16 protein-coding genes are annotated in these 18,552 nt (G+C 66.1%); 5 read left to right on the forward strand and 11 right to left on the reverse strand.

Translation table 11 applies throughout. The features are described 5' to 3' along the window. Positions 1 to 37: 37 nt before the first annotated feature. On the forward strand, positions 38 to 1,036 hold the full coding sequence (locus AC6CID_RS10145; protein WP_019290439.1) for an MDR family oxidoreductase: 999 nt from the start codon (positions 38 to 40) through the stop codon (positions 1,034 to 1,036). 74 nt (positions 1,037 to 1,110) lie between these two features. Here AC6CID_RS10145 and AC6CID_RS10150 read toward each other — a convergent pair whose 3' ends face one another. The 7 genes from AC6CID_RS10150 to AC6CID_RS10180 all read right to left on the reverse strand — a co-directional run bounded on the left by AC6CID_RS10150 (position 1,111) and on the right by AC6CID_RS10180 (position 9,193). Next, positions 1,111 to 2,772 (reverse strand): catalase, encoded by a 1,662-nt coding sequence (locus AC6CID_RS10150; RefSeq protein WP_498353912.1) that lies wholly within the window; start codon positions 2,770 to 2,772, stop codon positions 1,111 to 1,113. 164 nt (positions 2,773 to 2,936) lie between these two features. Then, positions 2,937 to 4,196, reverse strand: coding sequence for a glycosyltransferase 87 family protein (locus AC6CID_RS10155; RefSeq protein WP_450151210.1), 1,260 nt, complete (start codon positions 4,194 to 4,196; stop codon positions 2,937 to 2,939). 67 nt (positions 4,197 to 4,263) lie between these two features. After that, positions 4,264 to 4,980, reverse strand: coding sequence for an SOS response-associated peptidase (locus AC6CID_RS10160; protein ID WP_498353913.1), 717 nt, complete (start codon positions 4,978 to 4,980; stop codon positions 4,264 to 4,266). A 122-nt stretch (positions 4,981 to 5,102) separates the two neighbouring features. Continuing rightward, on the reverse strand, positions 5,103 to 5,825 hold the full coding sequence (locus AC6CID_RS10165) for an ABC transporter ATP-binding protein (protein WP_019290435.1): 723 nt from the start codon (positions 5,823 to 5,825) through the stop codon (positions 5,103 to 5,105). After that, positions 5,801 to 6,688 carry an ABC transporter permease gene (locus AC6CID_RS10170; RefSeq protein WP_498353914.1) on the reverse strand — a complete coding sequence of 296 codons (888 nt, stop codon included), beginning with the start codon at positions 6,686 to 6,688 and terminating at the stop codon, positions 5,801 to 5,803. Before AC6CID_RS10170 ends, AC6CID_RS10165 begins: the two co-directional genes overlap by 25 nt. A gap of 25 nt (positions 6,689 to 6,713) precedes the next feature. Then, positions 6,714 to 8,117, reverse strand: coding sequence for an LLM class flavin-dependent oxidoreductase (locus tag AC6CID_RS10175; RefSeq protein WP_217579323.1), 1,404 nt, complete (start codon positions 8,115 to 8,117; stop codon positions 6,714 to 6,716). Positions 8,118 to 8,137: 20 nt separating this feature from the next. Then, positions 8,138 to 9,193 carry an ABC transporter substrate-binding protein gene (locus AC6CID_RS10180; protein ID WP_217579322.1) on the reverse strand — a complete coding sequence of 352 codons (1,056 nt, stop codon included), beginning with the start codon at positions 9,191 to 9,193 and terminating at the stop codon, positions 8,138 to 8,140. 220 nt (positions 9,194 to 9,413) lie between these two features. Between AC6CID_RS10180 and AC6CID_RS10185 the strand changes: the two genes are divergently transcribed. The 4 genes from AC6CID_RS10185 to AC6CID_RS10200 all read left to right on the forward strand — a co-directional run bounded on the left by AC6CID_RS10185 (position 9,414) and on the right by AC6CID_RS10200 (position 14,588). Beyond that, a complete protein-coding gene (locus AC6CID_RS10185; protein ID WP_498353915.1) occupies positions 9,414 to 10,835 on the forward strand; it encodes a wax ester/triacylglycerol synthase domain-containing protein in 1,422 nt (473 codons plus the stop codon). 49 nt (positions 10,836 to 10,884) lie between these two features. Then, the gene (locus AC6CID_RS10190; protein WP_200359138.1) at positions 10,885 to 11,631 is read left to right on the forward strand and encodes a Clp protease N-terminal domain-containing protein; all 747 of its coding nucleotides are present in this window, start codon (positions 10,885 to 10,887) and stop codon (positions 11,629 to 11,631) included. An 85-nt stretch (positions 11,632 to 11,716) separates the two neighbouring features. Then, positions 11,717 to 12,373 carry a superoxide dismutase family protein gene (locus AC6CID_RS10195; RefSeq protein WP_033098111.1) on the forward strand — a complete coding sequence of 219 codons (657 nt, stop codon included), beginning with the start codon at positions 11,717 to 11,719 and terminating at the stop codon, positions 12,371 to 12,373. 97 nt (positions 12,374 to 12,470) lie between these two features. After that, positions 12,471 to 14,588, forward strand: coding sequence for a catalase (locus AC6CID_RS10200; protein ID WP_019290428.1), 2,118 nt, complete (start codon positions 12,471 to 12,473; stop codon positions 14,586 to 14,588). Positions 14,589 to 14,710: 122 nt separating this feature from the next. Here the strand turns inward: AC6CID_RS10200 and AC6CID_RS10205 are convergent, their stop codons facing one another. The 4 genes from AC6CID_RS10205 to AC6CID_RS10220 all read right to left on the reverse strand — a co-directional run bounded on the left by AC6CID_RS10205 (position 14,711) and on the right by AC6CID_RS10220 (position 18,526). Then, entirely contained in the window at positions 14,711 to 14,971 is a 261-nt protein-coding gene (locus tag AC6CID_RS10205) for a YbaB/EbfC family nucleoid-associated protein (RefSeq protein ID WP_033098113.1), read from the reverse strand. Between the two features lie 52 nt (positions 14,972 to 15,023). After that, positions 15,024 to 15,713 (reverse strand): hypothetical protein, encoded by a 690-nt coding sequence (locus tag AC6CID_RS10210; RefSeq protein WP_231781327.1) that lies wholly within the window; start codon positions 15,711 to 15,713, stop codon positions 15,024 to 15,026. 131 nt (positions 15,714 to 15,844) lie between these two features. Continuing rightward, positions 15,845 to 18,208 (reverse strand): TPR repeat domain-containing protein, encoded by a 2,364-nt coding sequence (locus AC6CID_RS10215; RefSeq protein WP_498353916.1) that lies wholly within the window; start codon positions 18,206 to 18,208, stop codon positions 15,845 to 15,847. Then, a complete protein-coding gene (locus AC6CID_RS10220; protein WP_252173499.1) occupies positions 18,209 to 18,526 on the reverse strand; it encodes a type VII secretion target in 318 nt (105 codons plus the stop codon). Between the last annotated feature and the right edge of the window lie 26 nt (positions 18,527 to 18,552).

Consider the following 18,552-nt stretch of genomic DNA (forward strand, 5'->3'; position numbering starts at 1 on the left):
GCTGCAGGGAGGAGGACGGCCTGTCAGGATCGGATCCATGACACAGCAGTCCTCCTTCCGTGCCCTGGTCGTCGACGACACCGACGACGGCCAGGTGGCACAGTTCCGCGAACTGACCGACACCGACCTTCCCGACCACGACGTCCTCGTCGAGGTCGAGTACTCCTCGCTGAACTACAAGGATGGTCTCGTGGTCGCGGGACCGCAGAAGATGGCGCGACGCACCCCGCTGGTCGCCGGAGCCGATCTCGCCGGGACCGTCCTCGAGAGCAGCAATCCCGACTGGAAGCCGGGCGACCGCGTCGTCGTCAACGGCTGGGGTCTGTCCGAGACCCAGTCTGGCGGGTACACCCGGCGCCAGCGTGTGAAGCCCGAATGGCTCGTGCGCATCCCCGACGCCTTCTCCACCCGCGACGCCATGGCCATCGGCACCGCCGGCTACACGTCCGCCCTGTGCCTCGACGCGCTCGAGCGGTACGGGATCGCATCGGACGCGGAACTGCTCGTCACCGGCGCGGCCGGTGGCGTCGGGTCGATCGCCGTCGCCCTCGCCGCTGCCGCGGGACACACGGTCGTCGCCGCGACCGGCCGTCCCGAGACCCACGACTTCCTGAGCGAACTCGGTGCGTCGTCGTTCGTCGACCGCGCCGAACTGCAGGGCAAGGGCCGGCCCCTGGGCAAGGAACGCTGGGATGCCGCGGTGGACGCGGTGGGCGGTTCGACGCTCGTGAACGTGCTGTCGCAGATCCGCTACGGCGGTGCCGTCGCCGCGTGCGGTCTCACGGAGTCGCCGTCGATGCCCGATGCCACGGTGATGCCGCACATCCTGCGCGGCGTCGCCTTGCTGGGCGTCGACTCGGTGATGGCGCCGGCTCCGCTGCGTCGGTCGGCATGGGATCGTCTCGCCCGCGATCTGCCTGCGAGCACCCTGGATTCGCTGTCGCGGGTCGAACCGCTCTCGGACGTCCCGCGACTAGCCGAGGAGATCCTCGCGGGCAAGGTGCGCGGCCGGGTGGTCGTCGACGTCACTGCCTGAGAACGGTTCCGGAGAACGACCGGTGGGCAGCCACTTCGACAAGTGACTGCCCACCGGGCCGAGACGGACGGACGCTACGAGGACGCGTGGACCTCGCGCTCGTTGGGCACGCAATGCGTCATCTGTAATCCGGTCACATCACGGGGATCGTTCTTGCCGAGATTCGCTGCGCGTTGCAGTTCGTCCTCGTCGAGGGTCTGGCTCCGCAACGGAGGTAGATCCCGTACGTCGTCGGCACTGATACCGAGTCCGTCGCCGACGCGTTGTCCGAGCTCGTCGTCGCACATGAAGAAGTGCCACACCATCCGCTCCTGCACGTCGCGGACGGCCTGACCGATACCGTCGACGAGGTTCTTCACCAGGTCGTCCTTCTCCCACTGCTCCATGAGCTGGTAGCGCTGACCGGCCTGCTCGTAGTCGTTGGTACGCGGAATGCGTTTGCGCGTCAGACGACCCCGGATCTCCGGCCCCTGATCGTCGTGGGTCGGGAACTCGGCCTCGCGCAGACCGCCGGTGATGGACGGTTCGTAGTTCACGTGCGGGTTGTCGCCGACATCGTCGACGCCGTATGCCATCGGTCCGCCCTGCTGATTGGTGGCCACGTGGGCGTTCTTCGCCGAGTTGACCGGAAGTTGCAGGTAATTGGGACCCACCCGGTAACGCTGCGTGTCGGAATAGGAGAACGTGCGTCCTACGAGCATCTTGTCGTCGGAAAAGTCGAGTCCGTCGACGAGGACGCCGGTGCCGAAGGAGATCTGTTCGTTCTCGAGGAAGTGGTTCTCGACGTTGCGGTCGATCACCATCCTGCCGACCGGCATGGCGGGGAATTCGTTCTCCGGCCAGACCTTCGTGTCGTCCAGGGGGTCGAAGTTCAACTCTGGATGGTCGTCGTCGCTCATCATCTGTACGCGCAGTTCCCATTCGGGATGGTCACCGCGCTCGATGGCCTCGTACATGTCCTTGCTGGCATGCCCGAGATCGTGCGCCTGAATGGCCGCCGCGTCGTCCTCGGTCAGGCTCTTGACACCGATCTTCGGAATCCAATGGTATTTCACGAGGTGTGTCACGCCCTCGGCGTTGACCCACTTGTAGGTGTTGACCCCGAAGCCCTGTTGAGTCCGGTAGTTGGCCGGAATGCCCCGGGGACTGAACAGATTCACCAGCATGTGCATTGCTTCGGGGGTCTGCGACATGAAGTCGAAGATGCGTGCGGGTTCCTGCCGGAAAGTGACGGGGTCGGGCTTCAGCGAATGGATGACGTCGGGGAACTTGATCGCGTCGCGAATGAAGAAGACCGCGAGGTTGTTTCCGACAAGATCCCAGTTACCGTCCTCGGTGTAGAACTTGACCGCGAAACCTCGCGGATCGCGGGCGGTTTCCGATGAGTCGCGTCCACCGATGACCGTGGAGAGCCGGATGGCGACGTCGGTCCGCTTCCCCGGCTCGGCGAAGAGTTTTGCGCGCGTGTAGTTCGTGTTGGGTTCATCGCCCCATTTCCCGGTGGCTTCGAAATATCCGTAGGCGACGAAACCGCGCGCGTGCACCACTCTTTCCGGAATGCGTTCTCGATCGAAATGGCTGATCTTTTCGAGGAACTGATAGTTCTCCAGCGTCGCGGGTCCGCGTGGGCCCACCGTCCTCTGATTCTGGTTGTCGTATACGGGATGGCCCTGGCGGTTCGTCAACACACGTCGGTCGTCTCTCCGGGCCGGGCCCTGCGACGAAACATCGGTCACGGTGTTCTCCCCTCGGATGCAGTTGATGGGCTTTCTCGTAATCGAGTTGTCGACCGTCCTGTGCGGCGGCGACATCCTCTCACTATTACGTTCTTTCCGGGTTCTCGTCGGCCTTTCGCGAACAACAACCCGGATGCCCGACAACCGGCGCACCGTCTACACGATCAACTCGCGGTCTCCGCGTTCGGCAGTTGTTTCGGCGAGGCGGAGTCCGGATCGGTCCGCCGACCGAAGGCGAGCCAGAGCAGGAATCCGAATCCGGCCGTGACGTAGAGCGTGCCGAGCAGGTGCTGCCATGCGGCCCAGCCGAGTTCGAGATCGCCTCCCGTGGGGAACAGGTGGTGCGGGCCGATCAGGAAAACGAGCGTGACGCCGACGGCGATCGCGGTGAGTCTCTGCGCATCGGTTGCGCGCCCCGCCGCTAGTGCGAGGGCCAGCAGTGCCGGCGCGACCCACACCCAGTGGTGCGACCACGACACCGGCGACGCCAGCAGCACGGCCGTCGCGTTCGCCAACAGGGCGAGCACGAGATCGCCCTGCTCGAGGGCACGGCGGATGGCCACCACCGCGACCAGCAGCATCACCGCGACGGCCAGCAGCCACAGCACGGAAGCCATGAGTTCGGGCGGCCCGAAGCGGGAGATCACGGCCTTGAAGGACTGGTTGGTGGCGAAGTACGCCGCGCCGATCCGGCCGGTGTCGGGCAGGGTGTCCAGCCAGTACTTCGCGGAGGTCGCGGGCATCACAGCGAATGCGAGGGCGGTGAACCCGAAGGTCGACGCGATGATGATGGCACTGGTCCGCCGGTCGCGCCGCAGCAGGAACAGCAGCAGGAACGCGATGGGCGTGAGCTTGACGGCGGCGGCCAGTCCGATCAGCATTCCGCGCGGCCACTTCGGGGTCTTCACCAGGACGTCGAGGGCGACGAGCGCCATCAGGACGAGGTTGATCTGCCCGAACGAGATCGTCTCACGCACGGGTTCGAGCAACAGTGCTCCGGCGACGGCGACCGCGGTGACGATCCACGCCGTCCGCGCCTCGAAGTCCGGACGGAGCCGGTCCAGCACGACCCGTAGGGTGACGACGAGCGCGGCGACCGAGACGAGGGTGAAGACGATCTTGCCGAACGTCACGGGGATCAGCGCCAGGGGAGCGAAGAGCATCGCCGACAGCGGCGGGTAGGTGAACGGCAACGCGAAGTCATCGGTCACCGGAGGCATCTGCCCGTAGATGTCGGCGCCGTCGAGCAGGACCCGCGCGCCCATCCGGTAGACCAGGAAGTCGATGAGTTCGCTTCTGACGAGGATCGCGATGAGCACACCCGCGGAGACGAGCGACGCGATCACCGCGACGGCGGTACCGCGAGATCCGGTGAGGAACGGAGGCGTCGTCGAACCGGTCGGAGTCAGCCGTGATTGTCGCACCCGGCAACTTTAGTCAATTCCGATATTCGTTCCGGTCCGACGTGGGGAACGCCATACGGCCGAAATATCACGAATCGACAGGACGCAGCAGGTCGGGGTTGTTGTTCCGCAGCGAATTGACCGCCGTGCTCACCTCGTAGGGTTCGAGGGTCGGTTCGGGAATCGAATTCAGCAGGGCGTCGACGTCGTCGCGGTTCTTCAGGTCGGGATCGAGCCACGGATCGACGAAGGTGTCGGGCAGGATCACCGGCGACCGTTCGTGGATGTGCCCGGCGGCGTCGGTCGCCGGACGGGTCAGCACGGAGCACGTCCACAACCAGCGGTCGGGATGGTCCTCCGGCAGCTCCGGGTCCGGCCACAGCTCGTAGAGCCCGGCCATCGAGATCGGCCCGTCCGCGTGCAGGAAGAACGGGATCTTCTTCCCGTCCTCACCCTTCATCCACTCGTAGTATCCGTCGGCCGGCAGCACGCACCGCCGCTTCGCCGCGGCCGCCTTGAAGGCCGGCTTCTGGGTGATGGTCTCGGACCGGGCGTTGATCATCCGCGACCCGATCTTCGGGTCCTTCGCCCAGAACGGCACGAGCCCCCACTTGATCTGCGAGGACACGATGCGGATCGGCTCGGCATCCGGGTCCTCGCGTGGCGCCCGCTCGAGCACGACGTTCACGCGCTGGGTGGGGGCGATGTTGTACGACGGGGGCAGTTCCTCACCCACTGCCTCGACGGCGTCGTAGGCCGCGAGCAGATCCCCACGGGTACTGGTGCTGGCATAGCGTCCACACACGATGCATCTCCCGTCGGCGACTCCGGAGCGACGATTCGATTCTCTCTCATCGATCGCTCCGGAGCGGATCGCTCGGACGGAGACGGAGCGGGGGTCGCTCCATCGGAGACAGCGTGGATCGCTCAGACGGCGACCTCGACCCCCAGTGCCTCGAGCAGGGTGCGGCGGTACTCCGCGATCTCGACGACGTGATCGGCTCGCGGATGCGGCAGGTCGATGGTCAGTTCGACGGCGAACGAGCCGTGGTCGAGCACGAGCACGCGGTCGGCGAGAGCGATGGCCTCGTCCACGTCGTGGGTGACGAGCAGGACCGCGGGCCGGTGCTTGGCGCACAGTTCCTGCAGCAGTCCGTGCATCCTGATCTTCGTCAGTGCGTCGAGGGCACCGAACGGTTCGTCGGCGAGCAACAGTTCGGGTTCGCGCACGAGCGACCGCGCCAGCGACACCCGCTGCTGTTCACCCCCGGACAGCTCGGTGGGCCAGGCCTTCTCGCGTCCGGCGAGCCCGACCTCCGCCAGGGCCGTGCGGCCGCGCTCGGCGGCGTCGTCGCCGTCGAGGCCGAGGATCACGTTGTCGAGCACCCGCGCCCAGGGCAGCAGTCGCGAGTCCTGGAAGACCACCGCCCGCTTCTGCGGCACCTCGAGGGTGCCAGAACCGGGCACGCCGTGGTCGAGTTCGGCCAGGGCACGCAACAGGGTGCTCTTGCCCGAGCCGCTGCGGCCGAGCAGTGCCACGAACTCGCCGGGGGCGATCTCGAGGTCGATGTTGTTCAGCACCGCGCGTCCGTCGAAGCCGCGGCTCAGTCCCCGGGTGCGTACGGTCAGTTGCCGATCGTCCTGCGCCATGCCAGCGCCTTCCTCTCTGCCGCACGGACCAGCAGGTCGCTGCCGAATCCGAGGATCGCGTAGACCACCAGTCCGACGATGATGATCTCGGTCATGCCGTAATTGCGGGCCTGGTACATCAGGTAGCCGATACCGCTCGAAGCGTTGACCTGCTCGACGACCACCAGGGCCAGCCACGAGATGGTCACCGCCAGGCGCAGGCCGGTGAAGAAACCGGGCAGCGCCCCCGGCAGGGCGATGCGCCGGACGAACTGGGCGCGGGACAGATCCAGCGTCTCGGCCAGTTCGACGTAGCGGGCGTCGATGCCGCGTAGCGCCGAGTAGGTGTTGATGTAGACGGGGACGAAGACCGACAGGGCGATGAGCAGGATCTTCATCTCCTCGCCGATGCCGAACCACAGGATCGCCAGCGGCATCAACGCCAGGGTGGGGATGGAGCGCTTGATCTGCACCGGTCCGTCGATCAGCGCCTCACCGATGCGCGACAGGCCGGCGGCCAGTGCGAGCACCAGTCCGAGGACGACGCCGATGACCCCGCCGATCAGGGCGCGCTGGACGGAGGTCCACAGGTTCGACTGCAGTCGCCCGTCGCCGATCAGTTCCCATGCGGTGGTGACGACCGTCCACGGCGCCGAGAGGGCCTTCGGATCGAGTACCCCGGTGGCCGAGGTGACGATCCATGCCACCAGCAGCAGCGCCGGGCCGATCGCCAGGCCGAACTTGATCGGCTTGCCGGGAGCGAGGCGGCTGCGGGTCGTGCGCGGCGACAGGTCGGCCGTCGCGCCGGAGTCGGGCTTCTGGTCGGTGTCGGCGTCACCGGCCAGGTCACTGCCGAAACGCCGGGATTCGACGGAGACGCTCATGGCTCCAGTCCTTTCGTCGGTTCGATCAGACGCCGGACAGTGCGAAGTCGCCGGTGGCGCCGCCCGGTGCGAAATCACCGGTGGCACCGGACAGGGCGAGTTCGTGTGCGTACTGGCTCTCCGGACGCGGCAAGCCGTAGTGGTCGCGCAGGGTGGTGCCGGTGTACTCGGTCCGGAACAGGCTGCGCTCCTGCAGGATCGGCACCACCTGGGAAGCGAACGCCTCGAGGCCCTGCGGGTACTGCGGCGGCATGATGTTGAAGCCGTCGGCGGCGCCGTTGGTGAACCACTCCTCGATGATGTCGGCGATCTGCACCGGCGTGCCCGCGACGACGTTGTGGCCGCGTGCGCCGGCGAGCTTGTGCAGCAGCTGACGCAGGGTCGGCTGTTCGCGCTCGACGATCTTCGCGAAGACCAGGCGGCGGCTGTTGTTGTTGTCGGTGATGTCGCCTGCGCCGGCGAACAATTCGAGCGGAACCTTCTCGTCCAACTCGAGCCGGGACACGTCGATGCGGCCCATCTTCTGGAGCTGCCCGAGACCGTATTCGACGATGGTGAGTTCGTTGAACTCGCGATGCAGTTCCTTCGCTTCGGCCTCGGTTGCGCCGATGAACGGGCTCAGGCCGGGAAGGATCTTCACGTGATCGGGGTTGCGTCCGAATGCTGCTGCGCGGGTCTTGATGTCGGTGTAGAAGGCCTGGGCGTCCTCGATGCGCTGGTGCGCGGTGAAGATCGCCTCGGCGTAGGTCGACGCGAAATCGCGGCCGTCGTTGGAGGATCCGGCCTGCACGAGCACCGGGCGCCCTTGCGGCGAGCGGGCCGAACCGAACGGGCCGCGCACCTTGACGTAGTCACCCTCGACGTCGATGCGGTGGATCTTGTCCGGGTCGGCGTAGACGCCGGCGGTCTTGTCGAGGACGAGTGCGTCGTCCTCCCACGAATCCCACAGCTTGATCGCGGCGTCGACGAATTCGCGTGCCCGGGCGTATCGTTCGTGCACGTCGGGGTGTTCGGTGTACCCGAAGTTCGCTGCCGCTGCGTCGGTCGCGGTGGTGACGATGTTCCAGGCGGCGCGGCCACCGGAGATGTGATCGAGCGAGGAGAACAACCGGGCGAGGTTGTAGGGCTCGTAGTAGGTGGTCGACGCCGTGGCGATCAGCCCGAGATGCGTGGTGACCGTGGCCATCGCGGCGAGCGTGGTGATCGGTTCGAGGCCGTAGTCCGGACGGTATTTCACCTCGGTGCGCAGAGCCGGACCGTCGGCGAAGAACACCGCGTCGAGTTTCGCGCTCTCCGCGAGGCGGGCGAGTTCCTGGAAGTAGGTGACGTCGTAGAGACGCTCGGGCACGCTGCCGGAATGGCGCCACGAGGCCTCGTGGTGGCCGGTCGGGTAGATGAAGGCGTTGAGGTTGAGTTGGCGGTTCGTCATGTCGGATTCCCCTCGGAAGGTCAGCTGCGGGTGTGGGAGGCGCCGGTCTCGGCGACCGCTTCGGTGACGACCTCGTCGAAGCGCAGATCGAAGGCGTCGGCGGCGTCGACGGGCTTGGGCAGTTCACCGGCGGCATTGATCACGTCGATGGTGTGCTGCTGGGTCGCGATGAGCTCCTCGTCGAGGTGTGGGAAGGTGGTGATCCCGGAGGTGTCGAGGATGCGCTCGCCGGCCTCGGCCGTCAGGCCCTGGCTCTTCACGAAGTAGGTGTCGATGTCCGCGTCGCGGTTGTTGTCGGCCCAGTCGACGGACGTGATGTACGCGGTGACGTAGGCGCGGACCGCTGCGGCGGTCGCCGGGTCGGACAGGGCCTTCTTGCTCGAGTAGAGGTACGAGATGCCTTCGCTGAGGTCCTCGATCTCGGGGCGCGGCAGCGACGTCGCACCCGGGGTCTGCATGTACCGGGAGAAGACCGGCTCGCTCATCGGGGCGGCGTCGATCTGGTTGGAGCGCAGTGCATCCGGGAAGTCCGGCAGCGACATCGACACGAGCTCGACGTCGTCGACCGACAGGCCTGCCTTGTCGAGACCGCGGAGCACGAAGGCCTGCTGCGAGGTGCCCTCGGCGTAGCCGATGCGCTTGCCCTTCAGGTCCGCGAGCGTCGTGATGTCCGATGCGTTCGGGGCGATGCCCATGTTGAGGCTGTTGTTCGTCTGCATGGCCGCGACGACCTGCACGTCGTCACCGGCGACCAGCGACTGGACGGTCATGATCTCGCCGGCCCACGCGACGTCGACCGCGTCGGCGCGGAAGGCCTCGAGGATCGCGGGCGCGCCCTGGAAGGTCGCGAACTCGTACTCGAACGGCAGGGCGTCGAGTTGTCCGGAACCGGTGAGGAGGGACAGCTGTCGCTCACCCTGGTCGGCGATGACGAGCTTGGTGCCCGCCGGGATCTCCGTGGGCAGCGCGCTGTCGGAAGCGAGGCCGTCGCCCGAGGAACCGGAGCTACATGCCGCGACCGCGGTCAGAAGGAGCGCGATGACGGCCGTCGATCCGGCACGACGTAGACGGGGCATGGACTTCCTCACGGTACTGGCGATGGGGGAGCGAACTTCGACGGCGTCGAAGTCGTCACCGATCCTGTGCGATCCGTCGGCGGGGGACCAGGGTTTGCGTCAGCGTGAGCGAAAGGTCCTCGATCCGGCCCATCGGTGCTGTTCGCGGGCCGATATCGCCGGTATCCGCGCATTGCGGCGGTTACCGTGCGAGGAGAACCGGAGGCGGGAGGTGGTGCGCATGGGTGCGGACGGTCGGCACATGTCGCAGCCGGATCTGATGTCGTGGCGGATGGAGAAGGACCCCGTCCTGCGGTCCACGATCGTCGCGGTGGCTCTGCTCGACCGGTCACCCGACCAGGAGCGCTTCGTCCGGATGATGGAGCGCGGAACACGTGCGGTGCCGAGCTTCCGCCGCAAGCTCGTCGAATCCCCGTTCGGACGGACCCCACCGCGATGGGTGGACGACCCCGACTTCGACCTGTCCTGGCATCTGCGGCGCATCGCGCTCCCGCATCCCGGGGGACTGGACGCCGTGCTCCCGCTCGTGCGCGCCGCGGCGATGTCGGCCTTCGACAAGGACCGTCCCCTCTGGGAGGCGACGATCGTCGACGGCCTCGCCGACGGTCGCGCCGCGATCGTTCTCAAGGTGCACCACTCGCTCACCGACGGCATCGGCGGCATTCAGATCGCGAACGAGATGGTCGACTTCGAGCGCGACGGTACCGACCGCGGGCCACTGCCCGAGGATCCGCCGACCTCGGCTCCGGCGTCGGCCCTCGCCGATTCCGTGGGTTGGTACCTCTCGACGGCCGGCGAGATGGTGGGGAGGGGTGTGCCGTGGCTCGTGCGTTCCGGTCTGAGGTCGGTGACGAATCCGGTCGCGGCGCTGCGCAGCGTGGTGGACACGGCCCGCTCGACGGCCCGGTTCGTGCAACCGGTGTTCACGACGCTGTCCCCGGTGATGGTCGGCCGCAGCACCGTCCGGGAGGTCGCAGCCCTCGATCTGCCGCTCGACGCTCTGCGACAGGCCGGACGGGCAGCGAACTCCTCGCTCAACGACGCTTTCCTGGCCGGAATCCTGTTGGGGCTGAAGCACTACCATTCCCGGCACGGCGCGCAGGTCGCCGAACTGAGGGCGACGCTGCCGATCAGTCTCCGGCGCGAGAGTGACGCGATCGGGGGAAACCGGATCACCCTGGCGCGGTTCGCTCTTCCCCTCGATGTCGCCGATCCGGTCGCGTCGATGCACCGGGTGGACCGGATCGTCCGGTCGTGGCGGGACGAACCGGCCGTGCCGCTCTCGTCCGCCATCGCGGGTGTGCTGAACGTGCTCCCGGCCGGTGTGCTGGGTGGGATCCTCGAGCACATCGACTTTCTCGCGTCGAACGTCCCGGGTTCCCCGATCCCGCTGTACATGGCCGGTGCGGAGGTGCTGAGGTACTACCCGTTCGCTCCCACCGTCGGTTCGGCCGTCAACATCACGCTGATGTCGCACACGAGCCACTGCTGCATCGGAATCAACGCAGACTCCGCCGCCGTCCCCGACCTGCCCGTCCTCGTCGAGTCGCTGGTGGAGGGCTTCGGCGACGTGCTCGCCGTGGGAGGCGAGGGCACGCGCATCGAGGTCTCGCTCTCCGCTACGACGACCGCGCAAACCTGATCGTCAACCCAAGGTTGACGCAAACCATGCGTCAACTTAGAGTTGACGCATGGAACCCATTCGGCCGTCCCATCTCATCCGGCTCGACGACCTCATCGATGCGATCGAAAAGGTCCACGACGATCCGCTCGAACAACTCTCCGATGCCGTCATCGCGGCCGACCACCTCGGTGAGGTCGCCGATCACCTGATCGGCCACTTCGTCGATCAGGCCCGACGGTCCGGCAAGTCGTGGTCCGAGATCGGGCAGAGCATGGGCGTGTCCAAGCAGGCAGCCCAGAAACGGTTCGTCTCGAAGAGCGACAACGACCTCGACCCCGAGCAGGGGTTCTCGCGATTCACCCCGCGCGCGCAGAACACCGTGATGGCGTCGATGAACGAAGCGCGTGCCACGGGAAGCCCCGAGATCACGCCCGTCCATCTGATTCTCGGTCTGCTCGTCGACACCGAGTCGCTCGCCGCCCGCGCACTCGCGGCCCAGGATGTCGACTTCGCGGCGCTGCGCTCGGCCGCCGTGGCGACGCTCCCCGAACCGTCGAGCGACGTCCCCGAACTCATCCCGTACGACGCGGGTGCCCGCAAGGCCCTCGAGCTGACCTTCCGCGAAGCCCTGCGAATCGGGCACAACTACATCGGCACCGAGCACATCCTCCTCGCGCTCCTCGAACTCGAGAACGGCGACGGCGTGCTCTCGGCGGCCGGCGTGAACAAGAGCGCCGTGGAGAAGAAGGTCGCGGAGGATCTCGCCGCGATCGTCGAGGCACAGAAGGCCGAGGACGGCGAGGCCGGGTCGTAACACCGGGCAGGACCTGCGCGCCCCCGGCGCGGGCACGTTCCCTGCGGTCAGGTTCGCCGACGGCCCCTCGGGGTACGTCGAAGTCATGAACACACGTCACGCATGTCTCGTCGCGGGCTTCTCCGTCGCCACGCTCGTGGCTGCCGGGTGCAGCAGCGACGACTCGTCCACCGACACCGAGACCACCGTCGAGACCCCACCCACTTCGCTCACGACCACCACCACCGATTCCATGCCCACGCCGCTGCCCGGGATGAGTGGCGACGCCTTCGGGCTCCCGAACGAGGGAGGCGACGACGACAATGCCTTCACCTACGACGAAGCGGCCGTGCCGGTCGGCGCGACCTTCGACGTCGAATCCGAAGAGGAGAACGGCCGGACCACCGTCACCCTCAGGGTGATGGGTCTGCAACCCGATCGGGACTTCGGGGCGCACGTCCACACCCGGCCGTGCGGGCCGAACCCGTCCGATTCGGGGCCGCACTACCAGAACCGGGTCGACCCGGCGGCGAACCCCGACTCCCCGTCCACCGATCCCGCCTACGCCAATCCGCAGAACGAGATCTGGCTCGACATCACCACCGACGCGCAGGGCAACGCCGAGGCGTCCACGACCGTCGACTGGGAGTTCCGCGACGGCGAAGCCAACTCGGTGGTGCTCCACGCACAGCACACCAAGACCGCACCGGGTGAGGCCGGACAGGCCGGCGACCGGCTCGCCTGCATCGACGAGGACTTCTGACCCGACGGCCCCGCCGCCGCGTTTGGCCGCCGTCCTTCCGGGTAGCCGTGGGAAAGACGTGTCCAGCCCCGACGACAGCACACGAATCGGAGTTCCCATGCCCGCCGACACCCCGAAGATCCCCGGTGTTCCCTCGTCCACCGTGCCACCCGTGGAGGAACCCACGACGCCCACGACTCCGCCCGAGCCCAAGCCCGATCAGGCGGAGCCCGAGGTCAGGACGGCCACCGGCACTCCCGCGGATCTGCCGCGCGGCCGTGCCCAGCAGGGCGAGTACCTGACGACGGCTCAGGGGGCGCGGCTGACGGATACCGACCACTCGCTCAAGGCCGGTCGGCGCGGGCCGATCCTGTTGCAGGATCATCACTTCCGCGAGAAGATCACCCACTTCGACCACGAACGCATCCCGGAGCGCGTGGTGCACGCCCGCGGCGCCGGTGCCCACGGCGTCTTCCGCGCGACGGGTGCCGCAAGCTCGATCACGCGTGCCCAGTTCCTCCAGAAGGACGTGGAGACACCGGTGTTCGTGCGGTTCTCGACGGTGCTCGGTTCCCGTGGCTCGGCCGACACGGTGCGCGACACTCGTGGCTTCGCGACGAAGTTCTACACCGAGGAAGGCACTTTCGACCTCGTCGGCAACAACATCCCGGTGTTCTTCATCCAGGACGCCATCAAGTTCCCGGACGTCGTCCACGCGGCCAAACCGCACCCGGATCGCGAGATCCCGCAGGCACAGAGCGCTCACGACACGTTCTGGGATTTCGTCTCGCTCCACACCGAGGCGACGGCGCACACGATGTGGAACATGTCCGACCGCGGCATCCCGCGCTCCTACCGCATGATGGAGGGCTTCGGCGTCCACACCTTCCGTGTGGTCAACGCCGAGGGTGATACCGCGCTGGTGAAGTTCCACTGGAAGCCGCGGCTCGGCGTGCATTCGCTGGTGTGGGAGGAAGCCCAGCTCATCAACGGCTTCGATCCCGACTTCCACCGCCGCGACCTCGCCGACGCGATCGAGGCCGGTGCGTACCCCGAATGGGATCTCGGCGTACAGGTCTTCCCGGACACCCCGGAGCAGGTCTTCGAAGGCATCGACCTGCTCGATCCCACCAAGATCGTCCCCGAGGAACTCGCGCCCGTGCAGATCATCGGCACGATGGTCCTCAATGCCAACCCCACCAATTTCTTCGCCGAGACCGAGCAGGTCGCCTTCCACCCGGGCCATCTCGTCCCGGGCATCGACGTCACCGACGATCCGCTGCTGCAGGGTCGCCTGTTCTCGTACCTCGACACCCAGCTGACGCGACTCGGTGGACCGAACTTCGGGCAGATCCCGATCAACCGTCCGCATGCACCCGTCAACGACATGTTCCGCGACGGCTTCCACCAGCACGCCGTCCACACCGGTGTCGCTCCGTACAAGCCGAACTCGCTCGACGCGGGATGCCCGTTCATGGCCGGTGTCACCGAGGGTGCCTTCGTCGACCTGCCGGTGGAGGTACCGGCGGCGAAGAAGGAGCGTGAGGTCTCCCGGTCGTTCGACGACCACTACACGCAGGTCCGCCAGTTCTACCTGAGCCTGTCGGAGATAGAGCAGGACCACGTGGCCTACGCCTACACCTTCGAGCTGGGCAAGTGCTACGAGCAGTCCATCAAGGAGCGGCAGCTGCAGATCCTGGCGAACATCGACACCGGGTTGTGCGAGAAGGTGGCGGCCGGTCTCGGTCTGCCCGCTCCGAAGCCGACCGTCGAGGTCTCCGATCTCCCGCAGAGCCCCGCGCTGGCGCAGGTCGGCAAGACGTGGCCCGTGCAGGGCCGGTTGATCGGCATCGTCGCCGACGACACCACCGACGTCGATCAGGTGCTCGCGGCCGTGCAGGCCGTGGACGCGGCCGACTGCGTCCCGCTGGTCGTCGCCCCGCACGGCGGGATGCTCGGGGGAGTCGTGCCGATCTCGCGCACCTTCCTCACGGCCCGCTCGATCGAGTTCGACGCGGTCATTCTGGCCGCTGCACCCGCAGATAAGAGGGTGCAGATCCTCGTGGACGAGACGTTCCGCCACCAGAAAACCCTGGCGGCGTGGGGTCCGGGAGCTGCGGCACTCGAGGGTCTGGCGGCACCGGGTGTCGTCGTCGCGGACGATCCCCAGACGGCGGTTACGCAGGTGCTCGATCTGCTCGGTACCCACCGGGTGTGGCAACGAGACACTTTGTGACAGACCTCACCTGAGACGGGCTTACGGTTTCGGGTGTCCCAAGTTATTCTTTCGTTACCTCTGGCCGCAGCTGATTCTTATCGCTGCGGCCAGTTGTTATTTACGGGCCGTTCACCTCGAGGTCAGCGCTGCCCGATCCCAGAGACGATGCGCCGGATACGCGGGTCGCCGGCCAACTCGACGCGCGCGTAGCGGGCCTGCTCGTCGGCGTCCGCGGATGCGAGGTCGTGAGCGGCGGTAATGCGAGTCGCGAGCACGTCCGGCGACCAGTTGTACGCCTCGGGCGGGATCTCGAGGGCGACGATGCGGCCGGTCGGGGTGACGCTGATACGGATGTCGTGGACCGATCCGTTGCCTACTATCCGTTCGATCGTGTCCTGCACACGCCTGACGGTGACAGAGAGTTCTTCTGGATACGTCAACACGGTTCCTTTCTCACCAGCCCGGGTAGGCGGGGAGAGTTTCGGGTGGGGTGGGGGAGATGATGAGCTCGGACCCTCTGTCCGGCACATCGGGTTCGATACTGCGACCCCACTCCTCGCAGCGATGCATCGTCTCGCCGAGGTCGGAGCCGAAGGTGACTGTCAGTCCCGTTCCGGTGAACAGATCTTCCGTTGGGGCAGACCATCGATGCTCAGAGGTGGGGAGCGCCGACAAGTATTGTGTTTCCGGCGCGGGGCGCGGTGGTTCGTGCCGTTGCATCCATTTTTCGTGGCGGTGCGCTTCGGTTGTCGGGCCGAATTCCACAAACTCTTCACGGCCGGAGAAAACCTTGATCCGATAGTCCTCATCGCGTACTCGTGTGGCCAAATTCGATTCTTGACTGCAGATGGTCGCTTTGAATCCCTCGTGTATGTCGTTGATTTCGAGGATATGTGCGCGGATGGTGCCAGCGAGAGATGTCTGCAGTGTTGTACTGATCCCGATTGCGTAGTGTGGATCGAGCGCCTCGGCGAAGCCCGGGTATGTGACATCGATTCCTGCGTAGTAGGCGATAATCTTCGATTCCTGTGCTGCGCGAATCAACCTGCCGCGTTCATCGAACAGGTCGACGTCGGGTTCTGCGGACCACACGAACGTGGTATTTCGGACCTGTTCGGGCGGCTGATATTCGGTGGAGGTCAACTGGGTAGCTCCCTCCGTATCCACTCGAGGTGATTCGGGCGATGCACATGCCGCTGCGAGAACCACAGTCAGCAGCATGATGTAGAGGGGCGGAGGTCCGGTTCGTTCAGTTGGGTCGAATCGATTCTTGGTCACGAGTAGTTCCACCGTTCACCGCCGGACGGGACGACATTGTTGGTCAGTACGTCTCGGAATCCTTGTTCGCCATTGCGTTGGTCTGCATAGACGATATTTCGAAGGTCGCCTGCTCCCGAGTTCGAAATGCGCAAGTACTCGGTTTGAGCCGAACTTTCGATCCCGGCTTCGTGGAGTAGATCGGGGACTTGATCGCTCAACAAACGTCCTTCCATGAGATCGCGGGGAACGAGAGAGCCGTCGGTCAACCAGCCTGGCGACACTTGTGCTGTGTCGATGGCTCCCGAATCCACCAGCGAGCTGAGCATGTTGTATCTCCGAGTATTCTCGGCACCTGTCTCGGTCAGATACATTTCGGAATCGAACCCCTCGACCCCCGACGGATGCCCCACGTATTGCCCTTCAGCATCGACGATTTCGGATTGCAGCAGAACCCCTGTCGAGTACACGAGCGGACCCGTGACCACGCCACCCGGCAACGCCGTCACCGCACCGGTGACGAGGGTTTGGGCCACGGCATACGCGTCTGCTCTGGACTGGTTCCGGTTGTCGATCGCCGCCTGCTCGACCAGCTTCTCGTTCTCGTAGGTACTGCTCAAACCGACCTCGACGAGGCTTTGCAACCGGCCCGAATACGTTCCGTAGCTGTACTTGTTCACACCGTCGAGTTGTTCGAGAGCGAACCGGCGGTCGAAATCGGTGGCCTGCGCGATTGCTGCACCGTTGAGAAGGGCACCTGCCGCGGGGTCGGTGTTCATGAGGGTGAATACGCGCGTCGCCGGGACGGGGCCGAGTTCACCGAAGCCGCTGGTGGCGGTGGCGTCGTCGACGGAACCGACCATGTCGCCGACGAACGGTGACAGGGCGGTCGCGAAGGAACGGACAGCAACAGGATTGACGTCACCTATGGTCAGGTCGGTTTCTTCCCGGGAGGCACCCGGCATATGGAGGAAACGGTTGAAGTTGTTGTCGGAGTTCCACTCAGACTCCGGCGCAGACAACACCTCGGCCAAACCGAATGCTGCCTCGCCCGCACGTTCGGCTCGGATTACTGCTGCGGGGTCACCCGGGTCGGCGGGCAACGCGTCGGCAGCGATCCACTCCGTCAGGCCGGCCAGAGTTGCTCCGTCGTCGGCCCATTCGCGGGTGAGCAGCGGAACGAGCACCTCGTCCCTACTGAAGTCCGCAGGGCTGCCGTCGACGTCGGTGCGGGTGAGCAGGTGATACGACGTGTCGGTGTTCCGGGTGGCGAGGTCGAGGAATGTGCTTGCCGTGTGGTCGTAATAGGAAGGGTCGGGGGTGGGGACGATGTGGGGATCGGCATAGGTGGGGATGCCCGCCATATATCCGGCGACCCGGCTCATCTCGATACCCATCTCGGTGCCGGGTCGATACTGCGGGTTGGCATCGCCGAGTATCGCGCCGAGTCGATCCAGCCGATCCAGTGGTTCACGGGGATGCTCGGCGTTCGGGTCGGGCTCGTAGCCGTATCGAATGGTGTCCCTGATGTCCTGCGGCACCGACTCCCACGACCCGCCGTATTCGGGATTCGACAGAATGAGCAGACCGTTACCGAGACCGTCGGCCCAGAGCGCCGCGTCGGGCTTGCCTTCGGCTTCCCATGTCTTGTACGTCTCGTGCAGGTTCGCCAGTTCGTCCTCGTCGAGGCTGTTGTAGAAGGCGTCGAGGTACTCGATGCTCGCACCCGACGGTAGCGACAGGGTGCGTCCGATGCGTTCGAGATCGGTATCGCGTGCAGCCCCGGATGCTAGGAGCGCAGCGTCGGCAGCACCGTCCGGAGCATCGATGGAATGTGTGTTCTGAGAACGGAATTCCCCGCCGAACGTGGAGAGTCGGATGCTGACCTGCTCGAGTCGGGCGGCGGCGTCTCGATCCAGTTTGTAGAATGTGCGCACCGCCGATTTCAGTTGGACCTCGAAGTTCATGGCGGTGTCGTCGAGACCCGCTTGCACGACGAGGTCGGTCTGCGCGTCGCCCGTGTGGGTTCGGGGTGCCTCGACCCGCGCGTCGTCGTGGACGGTGAAGCCGGCTGCAACCGCATTGTCGACGATTCCGACGACGGTGGCGCGGGCGGGAATGAGCGTGTTCGCAGCGTCGCGGAGGGCGTCGACCTGCTCGCTGACAGCGCGGCTGATGCCTTGGCCGGCCACCCGGTCACTCCACGCGCGTGCCGCGGCGGCGGCCCCGCCTTCACCGTCCCATCCACCGAACGTGGCATCCACATTCCGGTCGACGCGGTGGGTCGACTCCCGGAATGTGTTGTTTGCGGACTCGACCGCGTCGGCAGCCGTGGTGAGCGCAGCCGGATCGAGCGAGCGGATCGCGGAAGGAGACAACATCTACGGGGCCGTTCCTTCGAAGTCGGATCCGACGGCCGCGAGTTGGCGGCTGAATTCCTCCTCGGCCACCTCGTAGTTCCGTGCGGCCGCTTCGGTGGCCTCGGCCATGCGTCGCAGGCAGTTGGCCATAGCGCGGTAGGCGGTGTCGAGTGGTGCTCCCGCGCGTCCGGCGACACCACCGACCGCTGAGGATGGCATCGCGCCCGCTACCGACTCGAGCGCCGCGGACGGTTCCAACGCGTAGATGGTCTCGGCTTCTCCCTCCAGGGCATGGGCCAGGCTCTTCAACGAGTCCGGGTCGACCTTCAGCGCTGACATCAGCTCACCAACTCCTGTCCGGCAGA

This window comes from Rhodococcus sp. GQ147 (assembly GCF_059759155.1).